Annotated in this window: 15 protein-coding genes; 3 read left to right on the top strand and 12 right to left on the bottom strand. The window is 47.2% G+C overall.

Annotated features, from left to right (window positions below):
* Positions 1–3: 3 nt before the first annotated feature.
* From C3B52_RS12025 to C3B52_RS11995, 7 genes are all read right to left on the bottom strand, one after another.
* Entirely contained in the window at positions 4–828 is an 825-nt protein-coding gene (locus C3B52_RS12025) for an ABC transporter permease (protein ID WP_373419721.1), read from the bottom strand.
* Between the two features lie 77 nt (positions 829–905).
* Positions 906–1,832, bottom strand: a complete 927-nt coding sequence (locus C3B52_RS12020) for an ABC transporter permease (protein WP_235615680.1) — start codon at positions 1,830–1,832, stop codon at positions 906–908.
* Positions 1,833–1,849: 17 nt separating this feature from the next.
* Positions 1,850–3,502, bottom strand: coding sequence for an ABC transporter substrate-binding protein (locus C3B52_RS12015; RefSeq protein WP_103106322.1), 1,653 nt, complete (start codon positions 3,500–3,502; stop codon positions 1,850–1,852).
* 43 nt (positions 3,503–3,545) lie between these two features.
* The gene (locus C3B52_RS12010; RefSeq protein WP_103106321.1) at positions 3,546–4,022 is read right to left on the bottom strand and encodes a DinB family protein; all 477 of its coding nucleotides are present in this window, start codon (positions 4,020–4,022) and stop codon (positions 3,546–3,548) included.
* 114 nt (positions 4,023–4,136) lie between these two features.
* Positions 4,137–5,219, bottom strand: a complete 1,083-nt coding sequence (locus C3B52_RS12005) for an LLM class flavin-dependent oxidoreductase (RefSeq protein WP_103106320.1) — start codon at positions 5,217–5,219, stop codon at positions 4,137–4,139.
* A 130-nt stretch (positions 5,220–5,349) separates the two neighbouring features.
* Complete coding sequence (locus tag C3B52_RS12000) at positions 5,350–6,264, bottom strand: LysR family transcriptional regulator (RefSeq protein WP_103106319.1); 915 nt, start codon at positions 6,262–6,264, stop codon at positions 5,350–5,352.
* Positions 6,265–6,336: 72 nt separating this feature from the next.
* Positions 6,337–6,615, bottom strand: coding sequence for a hypothetical protein (locus tag C3B52_RS11995; RefSeq protein ID WP_235615679.1), 279 nt, complete (start codon positions 6,613–6,615; stop codon positions 6,337–6,339).
* Between the two features lie 216 nt (positions 6,616–6,831).
* Between C3B52_RS11995 and C3B52_RS11990 the strand changes: the two genes are divergently transcribed.
* Positions 6,832–8,451 (top strand): multicopper oxidase family protein, encoded by a 1,620-nt coding sequence (locus C3B52_RS11990; RefSeq protein ID WP_373419718.1) that lies wholly within the window; start codon positions 6,832–6,834, stop codon positions 8,449–8,451.
* 22 nt (positions 8,452–8,473) lie between these two features.
* On the opposite strand, the gene C3B52_RS11985 is transcribed toward C3B52_RS11990, so the two are convergent.
* From C3B52_RS11985 to C3B52_RS11970, 4 genes are all read right to left on the bottom strand, one after another.
* On the bottom strand, positions 8,474–9,823 hold the full coding sequence (locus C3B52_RS11985) for a HAMP domain-containing sensor histidine kinase (RefSeq protein ID WP_103106317.1): 1,350 nt from the start codon (positions 9,821–9,823) through the stop codon (positions 8,474–8,476).
* A 3-nt stretch (positions 9,824–9,826) separates the two neighbouring features.
* Entirely contained in the window at positions 9,827–10,522 is a 696-nt protein-coding gene (locus C3B52_RS11980) for a response regulator transcription factor (protein ID WP_103106316.1), read from the bottom strand.
* Positions 10,523–10,620: 98 nt separating this feature from the next.
* Positions 10,621–11,451, bottom strand: a complete 831-nt coding sequence (locus C3B52_RS11975; RefSeq protein WP_103106315.1) for a hypothetical protein — start codon at positions 11,449–11,451, stop codon at positions 10,621–10,623.
* A 75-nt stretch (positions 11,452–11,526) separates the two neighbouring features.
* Positions 11,527–12,015, bottom strand: coding sequence for a DinB family protein (locus C3B52_RS11970; protein ID WP_103106314.1), 489 nt, complete (start codon positions 12,013–12,015; stop codon positions 11,527–11,529).
* A gap of 144 nt (positions 12,016–12,159) precedes the next feature.
* On the opposite strand from C3B52_RS11970, the gene C3B52_RS11965 reads away from it, so the two are divergent.
* Positions 12,160–13,062, top strand: coding sequence for a LysR family transcriptional regulator (locus tag C3B52_RS11965; RefSeq protein ID WP_103106313.1), 903 nt, complete (start codon positions 12,160–12,162; stop codon positions 13,060–13,062).
* 55 nt (positions 13,063–13,117) lie between these two features.
* The gene (locus C3B52_RS11960) at positions 13,118–14,371 is read left to right on the top strand and encodes a serine hydrolase domain-containing protein (protein WP_164684762.1); all 1,254 of its coding nucleotides are present in this window, start codon (positions 13,118–13,120) and stop codon (positions 14,369–14,371) included.
* Positions 14,372–14,529: 158 nt separating this feature from the next.
* On the opposite strand, the gene kynU is transcribed toward C3B52_RS11960, so the two are convergent.
* Positions 14,530–15,816, bottom strand: a complete 1,287-nt coding sequence (gene kynU / locus C3B52_RS11955) for a kynureninase (protein WP_103106311.1) — start codon at positions 15,814–15,816, stop codon at positions 14,530–14,532.
* Positions 15,817–15,838 lie beyond the last annotated feature (22 nt).

The raw sequence follows: 15,838 nt of genomic DNA, 5'->3' as shown, positions 1-15,838 counted from the left end.
GAATCATCCGTTATTCTTTTTCGGGTCCAGCACATCTCGAATCCGGTCTCCAATCACATTTACAGAGAGGACAAATAGGGCAATGGCGAGCCCGGGAAAGGTGCAAACCCACCAGGCAACCGTCAAGTATCCTCTCCCTTGGGACAAGACCGTACCCCAATCCGGAATTTCCTTGATTACCCCAAGTCCAAGGAAGCTGAGGCCAGATCCGGTTAAAATGGACGTCCCAATGCCGATTGTCCCCATCACCAGAAAAGGGGCAGTTGAGTTAGGCAGAACATGCTTCCAAAAGATGCGAAATTCTGAACTACCAATCGAGCGCGAGGCGAGGACATAGGAGCGATGCTTCACCGTTAAAATCGAGCTGCGCATTACTCTCGCATAACGCGGAATCGTCCCAGAGGCAATTGCCAAAATGATATTGAGTGTGCTGGGTCCCAGTGCCGCCGCGATTGCCAGAGCCAAAAGTATGCCCGGAATGGTCATCAGCACCTCGATGAAACGCATTATGATCAGATCAACGAGTCCACCGACATAACCGGAGATTGCCCCGAGCACTCCTCCCAACACTCCGCCAACGACGACAGAAGCAAGTCCGATGAGCAGAGAATCTCGGCTGCCGTAAACGACAAGCGTAAAGACATCTCGCCCAAAATAATCCGTCCCGAATAGATGACTCACACTCGGAGGCTGCAGCAAATTGGTCGGGTCAATCATCGTCGGCGCATAAGGTGCCACCCACTGCGGAGCAATGGCACATATCGTTAAAAACAGTACAACCAGTCCTGCCCCAAACAGGAAAAACTGTGAAGGCTCCAACCGTCTCAGCCGATACCTGTGCAGTTGGACTGTCGTCCCAAGTGGTTTCGTAATCGTCGTTTCTTTCACTTACGCTTCCTCCTCCCTCACTGCGATCGTCGAATACGTGGATCGACAAAGGAATACGAGACATCTACCAGCAAATTGACAAGTACATAGATGATGGCAGTGAAAAAGACCACACCCTGTACGACTGGCATATCCTTCGACATGATGGCATCCGCGAGAATTCGCCCGATTCCCTGCCGTGCAAAAACAGTCTCCACGACAACCGTTCCGCTCAAAAGCTCGCCAACCATAACACCGATCATCGTCAGGGCTGGTATGAGAGCATTTCGCAAAGCGTGTTTGTACATAACGACTCTTTCCGTCAAGCCTTTCGATCGCAGGGTCACAATAAACGGCTCGCTAATGACCTCCAGCATCGTATTTCGCACCATCCGCACGATAAACCCTGCCCCGACCAGGCCCAAAGTGATACCTGGCAAAACAAGTGCTTTCCATCCGTCCGACCCTGCTATCGGGAATAACCCCAAATGGATGGAAAACAAAAGGAGCAACAAAATTCCTGTCCAAAAGGTTGGCATGGAAATCCCGAACAAGCCAACAAACCTTGCTATCAAATCAATGATTCCATTTCGATGAATGGCAGAAAGCACTCCCAGTATCGTACCTACCAATACGGACACCGCAGCACTAACCGCTGTCAAGGCGAGCGTTGCCGGCACGTGCTCCAGGATTTTAGGAAGGACCGGCGTGCTGTCGATCCGCGACGCACCAAAATCCCCCTGCAAAAGCTGCACGAAATACTGCATAAATTGGACGTAAAACGGTTGATCAAGCCAGAGCTGCTGCCTCATTTGCTCAATTGCCTCTGGAGTTGTTGCGTTGCCATCGAGCAGCTGCAGCACCGGATCACCAGGTAGCACAAACATAATCACAAAGACAAGCATCGACGATCCAATGACAACGAGAAGGGAGGTCAGCAGACGAGTAGCAATCGTTCCAGTCACAAAACTTACCTCCTCTCTTACTTGCGAATGGTGACGTCGTACAATAACGGATAGCCAAGCAGATCGAATTTCAATCCCTCTACCTTTTTCGAATGAGCGACGGTATACGGAAAGACATAGATCGGAAGGATAATTGCTCTGTCAATCATGTACTGCTGGATTTGGGCGTAGATTTCCTTTCGCTTTTGGGGATCGCTTTCTGATGCGCCCTGATCGAGCAGCTCGTCAATTTCTGGGTCTGCCACATTAGACCAGTTCGTTCCGCCTTTTGTAAAAACCTTATCTGAACGGAACAGATTGCGCAGAATATCAGGGTCCGCTTTTACTTGGGAATTGCCGAAAATGTCGTACTCACCGTTTGTAATCGGTGTATTGGTATCTTTAGTAATGTTCAGATTGACCTGAATCCCGATCTGCTTCAGCTGCTGCTGAACAATTGCAGCGATATCATTACGTTTTTCGCGGTTTGGCGAACCATCGAGATAACGAAGGATCAGCTTTTTGCCATCTTTTTCACGAATTCCATCTGCACCTTGCTTCCAGCCCAAATCATCAAGCAGTTGATTGGCTTTGGCAATATCTTGTTTCACCTTGTTTTCGAGTGAAGAATCATAGCCAAGAATACCCGGTGTCAATGCGGACCACGCACGCTCGTATGTGCCCAAATAGAGCGTTTGAACAATCGTATCCACATCTACTGCCAGCTGGACAGCCTGACGGGCTTTAAGCTCGTTCCAAGGCTCATTTTTCGTATTGAGATAAAGCGAAAACGCAGTACCGTTTGTGATCGACTGATCTACGACTATGTTGGGATCATTTTTAAGTGCAGTAATCAATTGTGGTGGAACGGTCTCCGCAGCGAGCACCTGACCGCTCTGTACGCTGCCGATTCGCGTTGCCTCCTCCGGGATGATCTTGAACGTAATCGTATCCAGCTGTGATGGTCCTTTATTGTCAGCCCCTGGTGGTCCCCACTTGTAAGCCGGATTTTTTTCGAGCACGATTTGGTCATTTTCCGTCCAGCTCACAAATTTGAACGGCCCAGTGCCAACGGGATGCTTGCCATATTGATCCCCATACTGTTCAAATGCCTTGGGTGAGGAGATGCCGAGAAAACCTGAACTAAGTCCAGCAAGTAACGGTTCAAACGGCTCTGACAATTTGATTTTGATCGTATGCTCATCCACGACCTCTGCTGACGAGAACGTACCGAGCAAGGAGCGAGACTGTCCGCGTCCTCCGGCAAAAATATGATCAAAATTCGCTTTGACCGCAGTCGCATTAAACGGCGTGCCGTCTTGGAAGGTTACATCCGTACGTAGCTTGAACGTGTACTCTTTGCCGTCTTCTGATTTCGTCCAGCTGCTGGCCAGCCAAGGCTGGTAGGTACCATCTTTTGCTTGAAACACGAGGCTGTCAAAGATATTGCGAAACACCCGATGGGACACCGCAAATCCGCTCGCGCCAGCATCAAGCGTATCAGGAGAAGTAGCCAAGGCATACGTCAGTTCGCCGCCTTGCTCGTTTCCTGCCGAGGCAGCAGTCTGATCCGCTTGCGCAGAAGGATTTGAGCTTTGTCCTTGGTTTGATCCGCATCCGGCAAGCAGTGCTGCCGTCACAAGTGAAAGAGCAGTATGTTTTATCCATTTGTTTGTGCGTTCGGTCTTCACTGTCGTTCTACTCCCTTATTCGTGTATTGGTTGATGTCTCAGGTCAGCCTACGCTTTGAGCAGCCTGTGCTTGCTTGATCCGTTCTATTTGTCCGAGATGGTGATGCACATGCTTGATGAAGCCAGCTGCAATATCGACGACACGCACGGTATCACCTTTGTGGTTAATCGCTGTTTTTTCCAATTCCTCAGGTGCCAGTCTTCCAAAAAGCTTTGCATTGTATTGGAGCAACGAACGATAGGTATCTAGAATGTCTTCCGGGTCGCTTTGATTACCCTTCTGTCCATGGACCCACTGGTCTTGGTTAAACGCCGGAAGCTGCACTGTCGTACCCGCAAGTACGTCACGAATCCGAAACGAAACCACAATATGGTGATCCAGTAGATGCGTAAGCACTTCGGTCACACTCCAGGATTCTGCTTTTTGCTTCCAATGCAGCTCTTCTTTTGTTAACCCTTTGATCGCCTCTATTAATTGTCCGTGCAAGTCCAGATAGGCTTGAATATCGATTTGGCTCATGATTACATGACCTCCCATAAAACTTTTTATTATCTTAGTAAACAGATGTATTTAGTCAGTTTAAACTTTGAATGAAACCATCATTTTGTTTTTCACACTGATTCTCTTGTGCCTTTATTTGGCTGCGATAGCCACTTCATTTGCTCTTTTCAGTATCGGGCCATCTGCCCAAACGGTACTCGGGATCTCTTTGCGAAGTACTGGCATGACTTCGGCTGCAAAACGTTCGATCTGCTCCTGCTGCTCTGCCTCCGTCAGACCGTCCACACTGATGCTGAGTACCTGATGACCAAATGCTTCGTGGTATTTCAAGATTTTTTCGATCACAAAATCGGCGCTTCCGATCAAAGCCGGGCCATTTTCGATATTGTCTTCCAGGTCTGTAAAAGGAGATTGATTGTGCTTGGAAGAGTCCGTCGCATGAAAAGCATTGTAGTAGGGACGATAGCGCCGGACAGCCTCTTCAGCAGTATCCGCCAGGTACAAGGCTCCACCCCCTGCTCCTACTACAGCTTCCTTCGGATCGTGACCGTAATACTCCCAGCGCTCCCGGTAATGATCAATCAGTGCTTTGTATTTGCTCATATGGTGAAACCCGTTTGACGAAAAGATCGGATCGCCATATTTCGCTGCCAGTTCAGTGGAGAGCGTACTGGAAGCACTCCCATGCCAGACAGGAATTTTCGCCTGAAATGGCCTTGGCTGAGTAGTCACCTGATGAAGTGGCGGTCTGTATTTTCCACTCCACGATACATTTTCCTCAGTCCATAAGCGTAAGAGCAGCTCGTATCGCTCTGCCAGTGAATCCCACTGGTCCTCCTCCGTAATGCCGAACAATGGATAGTGACGTGGGTCATTGCCCTTTCCGATAATCAGCTCCAGGCGTCCGCCTGATAAATGATCGAGTGTCGCGTAATCTTCAGCTACCCTGATCGGATCGAGCACGCTGAGAACTGTCACGGTGGTCAACAAGCGAATCCTTGATGTCTGTGCGGCGATGGCTGTTAGAACGACTGGAGGAGCTGAGGAAATAAAAGGCTCGCCGTGTCGCTCTCCTACTCCATACGCTTCAAAGCCCAGTTTTTCGGCGAGAACCGCCTGCTTCAAAACATTTTGGAACTTTTGCTGTGTCGTTAATGTTTCCCCCGTTACTGCATTTGGAATGTTCATCATCAGACTAAACAAAGCAAATTTCATTGAATCGATCTTCCTTCCCCAGATGAGTGAAGTTTTGTTTCGATAAAACCGATAAGATTAGTTGGTTTTATGATTCCAAACTTTATCACCACGCCCTCTTGTCGTCAATCCATTGCCCAATCAGGGATTTCTATTGATGCATAGAAAGATTCGATTCAGCCTCTGTCGGATGGCGAACATGCCCGATCAGCTCTAAAAAGTGATTGCGAAGCTCTCCTCCTTCCCCTTTTAACGTAATAATGTTCGTACGCAAGGAAAGGCTTGCAAGGGCCGGAATATCAATCGGAAACAGCTGTTGATCCCCCACTTCTTTACGTGCGCAAAGATCAGGCAAAAATCCGATCCCCATTCCTTTAGCAATGCATTTTTTGGCTGTCTCATGATTGTCGATATTCAAATCGATGACAGGCTGCCGCTGCAAAGTCTCGAACAGGCTGTGCAGCTTCATCCAGTCAAGCGATCCGCATTCGAAAAAAACGAGCTTCTCCCCACCGATCTCGTCCAGTGTGCTTGGATGCTGCTCGTTAAATCGATGTCCTTGATAAACATACAAACGAATCGGGTCTTCATAGAACAAAACAGAGTCGATCAGGGGATGGCTAATGTTGCGTACAAGTCCCAAATCGATCTCTTTTTGCAGTACTTTTTCGAGTATGGTTTCACTTGGCGCTGTTAACAGCTTGATTTGCAGCTCGGGATTTAGCTGTTTAAGTGCGGGCAGCAGCTCTGGCATGATATAGGCGGAAACGGAGGCCGTGCAACCGATCCTCAGCTCGTGCAGGGTGGTCTGTTCGCGTCGCAGCTGCTGCTTGCCTTTTCGGTACGATTGCAGGATTTGCTGGGCAAACGGGAGAAATTGCTTTCCTTTTTCCGTCAAAGAAAAATTTTTGCCTTCCCGCAGAAACAGCTTCACATCCAATTCCCGCTCCAAGGTTTGAATACGTGCCGATATAGATGGCTGGGATAAAAACAAGGCATCCGCTGCTTTATTAAAGCTGTTGAAATGGACGACATAAACAAATGCCTCGAGATTTTCAATATTCATCCAATCGCCTCCTTCTATTTTGTAAAAGGTAATTTGTCGCAATCGGCTGCATCGGACATGCATATTTTGGACCTATTCAAAAAGTGAGATCCGTTTTCCTAGGGAGTTTACACCTTGAAACGTCTTGGCATTGAATGCTTCGATGCACATCACCTCGGAAACATTCAAGGGCTCTGTCTTCACCATATCCTGGATCTGCGCGTCACTGTAAAATTCAAATGCATATCGGTGCAGGAAGCGGATTCTCCATACCTTTTGCCCATGGAGCGCTTCTAAAAACTGCATCAGATGAGGACATAACTCAGCTTCAGCCTGAAAAATCTGTTGGCAATCCGGGCATCTATACTCCATATTCATCCTCCTAACAGCTTCTCTGTAAAAAAGCAAAAAAGCCCCCTCACTTGCTTGAAGCCATGCAAGCTATGGGAGCCTTCAGCTGTCTGATCGGCTAGATTATCCATTAGTTTAATCTGATTATTCCCAGCGGTCAAGTGAGTATTGAGTTCTCCATCTTTTCTTCATAGTCATGTGCTACCTTGGTTGCATCAGTAAAAAGGAGGTATACACGTGATTCCCAAGCAACTGAGAAAAAAACGGATTGCCCTGCCGTTGATCCTGACAGCTACGTTGCTGCTTTCGGCTTGTGCTGCCAACAGTCAGCCAATGGATCATCAAGGTCATGACATGGGAAATATGTCCCAGGCACCGCAACAAGCTACTGAGCCCAAAACCATGTCCGCGGCAATCGATTCCGCCATGGAAGTATTGACAGGAAATACTTTTACACTGACGGCAAAAGAAAGCATGCTTCATCTGGATGACAATACGATGAAAACGGCTTGGACTTATAATGGTACGGTTCCCGGTACACAGCTTCGCGTAAAACAAGGTGAGACAGTCAAAATACTGTTGCAAAATCAGTTACCTGAGCCTGTCACGATCCATTGGCATGGCCTCCCCGTCCCAAACAACATGGACGGAATTCCGGGTGTCACCCAAAATGCGGTTAAACCCGGCGAAAGCTTTACCTACCAATTCAAAGTAGATGTCCCCGGAACGTACTGGTACCATTCGCATCAAAACGGAGTTGTCCAAGTAGATAAAGGGCTATACGGCTCCTTGGTGGTTGAGCCAAAAGAACAGCAGTCGGTCGATAAAGACTTCACCCTTGTAGTAGATGAGTGGTTGAAAGACGATAGCATGGCTGGCATGAGTCACGGTGGTGGACATGCAGGAATGAGCATGAGCACAACAACTAGCGATCATTCCTCCATGATGAACAGCAATAGCAGTGAAATGCCCATGAGTGATGCTGAAATGATGCCACTGATGTACACGATTTTTTCCGCGAACGGCAAAACAGGCTCGGCGATTACGCCACTTATGATCAAACAGGGAGAAAAAGTACGAATTCGTTTGATTAATGCGGGCTTTCTATCCCATCGGCTTTATCTGCAGGGACATGAGTACAAAATTGTTTCTACGGACGGTCAGCCGATCAACAATCCGCCACTCGTAAGTGGTCAGTTATTGAATATCGCTCCCGGCGAACGCTACGATATAGAGTTTGTAGCAAACAATCCGGGAAGCTGGCTTTTGGAAGAACGCAGCTCAAATCCTGGGGCCGCATCTTTGACCGTTCCGATCTTGTACGAAGGCTATGAGGCTACCAAGCCAAAGGCAGAAAAAGGCGATTTGCCTCTGATCGATATTACGAAATATGGGGAAGCTGCAAAAAGTGATTTCTCACTCGACGATTCGTATGACATCGAGTATACGATGGATTTGAATACCGAAATGAAAAGCGGAGAAATGACGTTCACGATAAACGGCAAAACCTATCCAGACACGCCACCACTGCAGGTCACAAAAGGAGATTTAGTAAAAGTAAAGCTTGTGAACAAGTCTCCAAAGGATCTTCATCCGATGCACTTGCACGGGCACTTTTTCCAAGTACTGAGTAAAAACGGACAGCCCGTTTCCGTTTCGCCATTAGTAAAAGACACATTAAATCTACTGCCTGGAGAGGAGTTTGTCGTAGCCTTTATTGCGGATAATCCCGGAGAATGGATGTTCCATTGTCATGATTTAGGTCACGCCGCTCAAGGGATGATGTCAGAAGTAAAATACGAGGGCTTCCAAAGAGATTTTGTAGTCGATCCTACAGTGAATAACAAGCCTGAGTAATCACATGCAAAAAGGGCAGGAATTATTTTTCCTGCCCTTCTTCTTTTATTGCCGGTAGACGAACCATAGCCACCGTACCTTCCCCGACTTTACTGTTGATGAGAACCTCTCCCAGATGCGCTTCCACGATTCCCTGGACGATGGTTAAACCCAATCCAGCACCTCCGCGCCCCCGATTTCTCGATCGATCCCCACGGTAAAAACGCTCAAACACGTATGGTAAATCTTGCGGTGAAATACCGCTGCCATTATCGATCACCTGTATCTCGACAAAAGCGCCTGCTTTTTGGACAGTCACGAGCACTTTACCGCCACTCTCGGTATGTTTGAACGAGTTCGTCAGTAAATTGGACAGCACTTGCGCTAGCCGTTGCTCATCGCCCATCACCCTAACATCAGATTGAACCTCGCTTGATAGCGCGATTTGCTTTTGTTGAAAAGCGGCGGTCATCGATGCAACTGTTGCCTCAACCAATTTACCCATGTCCACTCTCTCCCTGGAAATCGTCATGGCCCCGGCTTCGGCCTGCATAACCTGATCCAGATCACTAACGATTCGAATGAGTCTCAGCACTTCTGCGCGGATCGCCTCGAGATGCTCCGGGGTGGCTTCCCAAACCTGATCAATCATCCCTTCCGTTTGCGCCAGCAATGTATTGAGAGGGGTACGCAGCTCATGTGCAACATCGGAGGTTAGTCTCTTTCGCAGCTCCTCTTGCTTTTCCAAGCTATTCACCAGGTTGTTAAACGATTCTACCAGACTGGCAAGCTCATCTTTTCCAGGCGGAACGATAATTCTCGTTGACAGATTTCCTTTTGCCACCTTTACTGCCGCCTCACTCATGGTGACAATTGGTCTGGTGAAACGTTTAGCAGTGACGATACTGACCAGACAGACAATGATGAACAGAGCAAGCATCGTCCATTGCATCGCATTTGTATGGGCGATTTGAAAATGCTCCTCCAAAAAAGTGGTTCCGGTGTTAGTAAAATGAATGCGTATAGAACCGACGACCTTTCCCTGCTCCACTATTTGTGTCAGCTCATCGTCACCACCAGTCATAGTAACGGCAAGCGTATCCCCAAAAGACCGGAGAAGCTGGAGGTTTTCATCATAGAGCATGAGCTGCAATCCGAGCAATTGGGAAGCGGCCTCTAGCTTTTGAAAAGCACTTTGCTCCCATTTTTGATGGATCGCATATTCGTCCGTGAGCATCGTAACCAGGTCTTGCTTATGGACTTGATTTACGTCACGCACATAGAGCGTAAAATGATGCTGCATTTCTTTGATGGAAAGAATTGTTGAAATCAAAATGCCACTCGCGCTCACCAGTAAAATAACGAGGGCGAGCCTCACCCAGATACGTTTCATCTCTTACCCCCGACTTTTGTCAGGATCGTCGAAGCGATAGCCCAGCCCGTAAACCGTTTTAATATAGACTGGCTGTCTCGGGTCATCCTCTATTTTTTGGCGCAAGTTTTTGATGTGGGTGTCGATCGTTCGATCATTTCCCAGAAAGTCCATTCCCAGAACTTCCTCTACTAATTCATCCCTCGTCCACGTACGACCCGGGTATCGAACAAGCGTTGCCAGCAGGCGAAATTCGTTGGGTGTGATCTCTACGGCCTTTCCTCGCAGAAAAATCCGTTTTTCCCCCAAGGATACAGTCAACTCCCCCATTTCAACGAGATCGCTCAAAGACTGATAATCCCCCATCCTACGCAAAATGGCACGAACCCTTGCTACCAGCTCACGTGGGCTAAATGGCTTGACTAAATAATCATCGGCACCAATCTCCAAGCCCCTAATTTTGTCTGCTTCCCCGCTTTTTGCGGTCAACATCAGGATAGGTACACGGGATGATTTGCGCACTTCTATGCATACCTCCTCACCTGCCTTATCAGGAAGCATGAGGTCGAGGATCATCAAAGCTAATGGATATGTCGCTGCTATCTCCAACGCTTGCCCTCCTTCTGACGCGGTGAGAACGTGATAGCCCTCCTTTCTCAAATATGACGAGAGGATTTCCAAAATTTGCGGCTCATCATCCACGATTAGTATGGAAGACATCTATTACACCTCCAAACACGATGCGAGGGTTACTCTTTCTCAGTATAAATAGAAATGATGTAGAAAATAAGGAGAAGCATTGAGTCGACGGAATTTCATCAGTCTCCTCTCATCACAGTAAGTGATACCATTTTTCCATCGAGATATTTCCAAACGGACATCGATTCGTTCTGTATACTCGCTTCAAACGTATTCGTCTCATACTTGTAAATAACCACCTGTGCCTTCATCGCTTCATTTAGATTTACAGTTTCCATCCTTTCCTGGCCTAATCGATAGATCGATGTCTCCGCTAACGTACCAACTGTGGCAATAATCTCCTTTACCCCGTCTTGATTCAAATCCGCTTCTACGGTATGGGCTTGAATTTGGAGAAGACTTGGGGGATTCTTGTCCATTTGAACATAATTAGTGATCGGACAATTTGCTCCACAAAAGCCCGTAATTTTCACATAGTCTTTACCAAATGCATCTATCTGCTCAATTGATATGGAATCCTTTTGTTGTAGTATGTATCCAATTTGACCGATATCAAAAGTAGATGAGCCTGATTGGATTGCGGCATATAAATTTTCTTGGTCTTTTTGATAGAGGAATACTACATAATCGTTTATTTGCTTTTTTTCGACTACTGTTCCTAGATGATTCGTTAAAGTAGCTTGAGGCAATGGTTGTTCCCAGTCAACTTTAGAAAAATCCAAAGTGAAGCTGTGTGGAGAGTTACTTGCCCCAGTACCAAGCGTTCCTACCAGATCTTCACTAGGAGTTTGTATGGATGCTGCATTCATTCTAGCTTCACTTGTATTAGACTGTTGCGCAGTAATAACGTCTTTACTCTGAGATGTTTCCTGATTAATTTCATTTACAGTACAAGCAGTCAGGAACGCGAATATAACAATCATTCCAATCCCTTTTATCTTGATATTCATTTTGAAGATCCATCCTTTGGCAAAAAAGACGGATGACCAGCACCCGTCCTAGATTTTCCTTTTCTGTTCTTTTCGTTATTTCACGCTATCCGCAAGCTCGTGCTGGATCACTTTAACGAGACTTGAGATCGTCCCGAGATGCATGGCTTCATGGACGATGGCAAAGTTGACAACCTCTCCCGCGAATTCGAATCGCAACGGCCCCATTTCAATAGGCGATGGCAGCGGCTGATCGAATTGCTCTGGAGCTAGTTGGCCAAGTCTCTCTAATTGACCTGTCAGGTACTGTACAAGCTCTGCTTTTGTCGGAGGGGCAAGAGTCCAATCCGCCGGCTTCGTTCCCGTATGAAAGAATGTCGCATAGGCTTGTGGTAGATTGGAGTGAAAAGGCAGGCAGAGCGAGAGAAAATAATCCAGGGAAAAGACGAGATGTCCCACATTCCATCGAATGGTATTAGCAAATGCCTGAGGATGAACGTCAAAGAGCTCCTCTGGAATCGCTTGAACCTGCTGCAATGCAATCTGCCGAACAGATACAGCCGTATGAATAATGTTTTGAGACATGGGGCAATCCCTCCAATGATTATCGTTTCTTGACTCGCGCGCGCTTATCGTCAACATCAGTGTACCTGTTAGAAAGAGAGCCAACAATCATGCCTTTCCGATTATAATGATTAATAAAAACGATGAGACGCAGGAGATGGATACATGGAGCTACGTCAATTAGAATTTTTTATCGCCGTTTGTGAAGAAATGCATTTCTCCCGAGCGGCCGAAAAGCTGTGCACCTCGCAATCCAATCTCAGTCAACAAATCAAGTTTTTGGAGAGTGAGCTTGGTGTACCGCTCTTTGATCGCCTGGGAAAACGCATTGGTTTGACCGAAGCCGGAAAAGTGCTGCTGGAGCAAAGCCGCCATGTTTTTTCACATCTTGATTACGCGCGTTCAGCCATCGCTGAACTCCAGAACGTCCAAAGCGGCTCCCTTTCAATCGGTGTCCTTCCCGGAGACGCAGATTTGATATTTAACGCGCTGCTCATCGAATTTCACCGTACCTATCCCAAACTATCCTTGTCCGTCATCGAATCTACGAAAATTCTGGAGCAGATTATCCAAGGGACGATCGATATTGGCGTTACAACGATGCCTGTTTCTGACGAGCGAATGACTGTCATTCCCTTATTTCACGAAGAATTCGCCTTGGCTGTTCCGGCGGGCCACTCCCTTGCCATAGACAAAGCAGTCCCCTTTTCCCAGCTCAAGGATTTGAAACTGCTTATGTTCCCACACGATCATCAAGTTAGACAGCTCATTAGCCAGTATTGCCAGCAAGAAGGCTTCCGACTGCAGCCGCATATTGAAACCACTACCCTATCCTCGCTTCTTTCGTTGGTAGAACAAGGGATCGGTGTATGTGTACTGCCTCGCCTGCTTCTCGAAAATCTGGCCAAAAAGGAGATTGCCATTGTTTCGCTCTTGAATCCTACTCCCAGTCAGGACATCTGTCTTGTCTATCGCTCGGACAAATATCTGGGGTATGCCGCCAAAGCGTTTATAGATACCTTGGAGACTTATATTCAAGCAGCGATAAAGAATGCAAACTTACGTTAATCGAATGTAGCGGTTGGAAAAAACAGGTGGGGGTTAATTAGCGGTGGGTATGGAAATGATTGGGTTACCGGAACGGTTGGAAACATATATAAACGCGTATGAACGTGATTGGCCCTTGAGCGGAACGGTGTTAGTCGCCCATCGAGGGGAAGTTCTCCTCAAAAGAGCGTATGGCTATGCGAATTTCGAGCATCATGTACCGAACACCACAGAAACGAAATTTCGGATTTGGTCGATTACCAAATCGTTTACGGCGATGGCTATTTTGATATTATTTGAACAAAGACAGCTTCTTTTAGATGATCGACTGCATCGTTACTTTCCCGAACTCAGCCAGGCTCCAGATATTACCATTTCACACTTGTTGACCCATACCTCCGGGCTCATCAACTACTCGTCACTGCCTGAATACAATAAGTATGGAAACAAACGGAGGATGTCCAGACAAGAGGTTCTTAATTTATTTGTGGATAAGCCGCTTGCTTTCACACCAGGCTCTACATTCGCATATCAAAATTCGGGCTATTTCTTGCTTGGGATGATCATCGAGAAAATAACCGGACTGACATTTGAAAACTTTTTGAGCAAGCATTTACTCGCTCCCCTCGGGATGAATGACACGGGCTTAGACAACAACAGAAAGGTTATCCCTCATATGAGCTCGGCTTATGATTCTTCATGGAATGATCTCATCTTGTGCGAATATATGGACATGAGCTCCAGCTTTTCCGCCGGGGCCATGTATTCAACAGTCAATGATCTCTACCTCTGGGACCAGGCGTTGTACAGCGAAAAAATAGTTTCAAAAGAGACACGAGAATTGGCCTTTCAAGCAACCGGTGCAGGGTACGGTTTTGGCTGGTTTCTGGACACGTATCTTGGACACAGAAGAGTCCATCACGGTGGTGCATACCGCGGGCATCGAAGTGAACTGCACAGGTTCCCAGACGATCAGGCCACAGTCATTATGCTGACCAACTATGATTTTGTACCTGTACGCAAACTTGTGGAAGCCTTGAGTACCTTGCTTTTTGGGAAGGACATCTCCGTTCCTCGGCGTCCACCAGAATATCCGCTTGAAAAAAGAGCGTTCGACACTTACATGGGAGTATATGAAGGCTTTGGCTGTACAGCCAGCGTGGAGCAAGTCGGAGAGCAGTGGTTGTTAGTTTGGAATGAGGAGACAGTCATTCCGCTTTATCCACGATCAGAAGCCTCTTTCCAGCATATGTGGCAAGATTGGAGCTGTACGTTTTCCCGTGATGATCAAGGGGAAATCACGTTGCTCGGTATGAAAAAAGTGCGCTAACACCAGATCGTTGGAAGAGAACAGAAGAAACCGGAAGACAGATCAGCTTCCGGTTCTTTGTTTTGCTCCCTTCTTTTCGGGCAGATCATTTTTTTGTAATTACTTTTCAGTGTAAAAGGGGTGTCCTGTTATTACCACGCTGTACTGGAGAACTCGTTTTAAGCGACGACTCCCCGTTTATTCTCAAATTTCTTGTATTGCTCTTCTCGCATGATTTTGGCAAGTATTTGAACAGCATTCCACACTTCTTCAAAAGTGTTATACAAAGCCATCGGAGCCAAACGAATCCCGTTTGGAGCCCGGAAGTCAGGGATCACACCGTTGTCTTTCAACGCCTTGCAAATTCTCGCTGCCTCTGCATGCTCCAGGTATACATGGCCTCCACGTCTTTCTTCTTCCAACGAATTTCCAATCGTAAAGCCCATGCCATCCAGCTCTTGCCCGATCAAATAGAGCATGTAGTTTGTTAGCTGTAGCGACTTGCTCCGCAACCGGTCAATGCCCGCTTCCGCAAAGATCTCGAGTGATCCGATCAAGGGAGCGATGCTGAGCAAATGTGGGGTACCAATCTGAAAGGCTCCGGCCGTAGTTGCAGGCGTCAGCACATGCTCCATGTCAAACTGCTTTTCCTTGCTAGAGCTAAACCATCCCGCAAGACCAGGCACCCGATGAAAATGCTTCTGATTGACGTAAATGGCGCCAACGCCCCCTGGTCCCGCATTCACGTATTTATAGTTGCACCAGACGGCAAAGTCGACGCCCCACTCATCAAAGTAGTGCGGAATGGCACCAACAGAATGGCAGCAGTCAAAGCCGATCAAGATGTTGCGATCGTGTGCTTCTTTGGTCAGTCGTTTCATATCGAGTATCTGTCCGCTGCGGTACAAAACACTTGGCAAAACGATTAATGCAATTTCATCTGTCATCGCGGCAATAATATCTTCTTCCTCGATAAAACGACCATCACGGCTTTTTACTCGAACCAAGTGCTCATTGGGATCATAGCCTTTTGCCTGTAGCTGGCTTTGCATCACGTAAATGTCCGACGGAAAATTCAATTCATCTGCTAGTATTTTCGTCTTCTTGCCGCTTGGCTGATAAAACGTTGCAACCACCTGATGCAAATTTACGGAGGTCGAACCGGTAACAATTACTTCCTCAGGTCTCGCACCTACGAGCGGCGCCATTTTTTCTCCTAGACTCTCGGATAAATAAAACCATGGATTAGGGCCTTCCGTCCATCCGTCGATGCCGTACTCCTTCCATGTGTCCAATACATCCAAAAGCGACTGCTCTGCTCTTTTGGAGAGCAATCCGAGCGAGTTGCCATCCAAATAAATTCGTTCTGGTTTTATGTAAAATTCATGACGAAAAGCTGCCAATTCATCTGCCTTATCCATTGCATGTGCACAGTCTACCGAAGGATCGAACGTATACTCTTTCATCGTAACCACCCTTTTTGACTTG

Source organism: Brevibacillus reuszeri, assembly GCF_002897295.1.
Lineage (GTDB): Bacteria > Bacillota > Bacilli > Brevibacillales > Brevibacillaceae > Brevibacillus > Brevibacillus reuszeri_A.
This window is presented reverse-complemented; position numbering and strand designations above follow the sequence as displayed.

Excerpts from the sequence above, each read along its gene's own strand:
- C3B52_RS12010 (WP_103106321.1), bottom strand. The coding sequence starts at position 4,022 with ATGAGCCAAATCGATATTCAAGCCTATCTGGACTTGCACGGACAATTA.
- C3B52_RS12005 (WP_103106320.1), bottom strand. The coding sequence starts at position 5,219 with ATGAAATTTGCTTTGTTTAGTCTGATGATGAACATTCCAAATGCAGTA.
- C3B52_RS12000 (WP_103106319.1), bottom strand. The coding sequence starts at position 6,264 with ATGAATATTGAAAATCTCGAGGCATTTGTTTATGTCGTCCATTTCAAC.
- C3B52_RS11995 (WP_235615679.1), bottom strand. The coding sequence starts at position 6,615 with ATGGAGTATAGATGCCCGGATTGCCAACAGATTTTTCAGGCTGAAGCT.
- C3B52_RS11985 (WP_103106317.1), bottom strand. The coding sequence starts at position 9,823 with ATGAAACGTATCTGGGTGAGGCTCGCCCTCGTTATTTTACTGGTGAGC.
- C3B52_RS11980 (WP_103106316.1), bottom strand. The coding sequence starts at position 10,522 with ATGTCTTCCATACTAATCGTGGATGATGAGCCGCAAATTTTGGAAATC.
- C3B52_RS11975 (WP_103106315.1), bottom strand. The coding sequence starts at position 11,451 with ATGAATATCAAGATAAAAGGGATTGGAATGATTGTTATATTCGCGTTC.
- C3B52_RS11970 (WP_103106314.1), bottom strand. The coding sequence starts at position 12,015 with ATGTCTCAAAACATTATTCATACGGCTGTATCTGTTCGGCAGATTGCA.
- C3B52_RS11965 (WP_103106313.1), top strand. The coding sequence starts at position 12,160 with ATGGAGCTACGTCAATTAGAATTTTTTATCGCCGTTTGTGAAGAAATG.
- C3B52_RS11960 (WP_164684762.1), top strand. The coding sequence starts at position 13,118 with ATGATTGGGTTACCGGAACGGTTGGAAACATATATAAACGCGTATGAA.
- kynU (WP_103106311.1), bottom strand. The coding sequence starts at position 15,816 with ATGAAAGAGTATACGTTCGATCCTTCGGTAGACTGTGCACATGCAATG.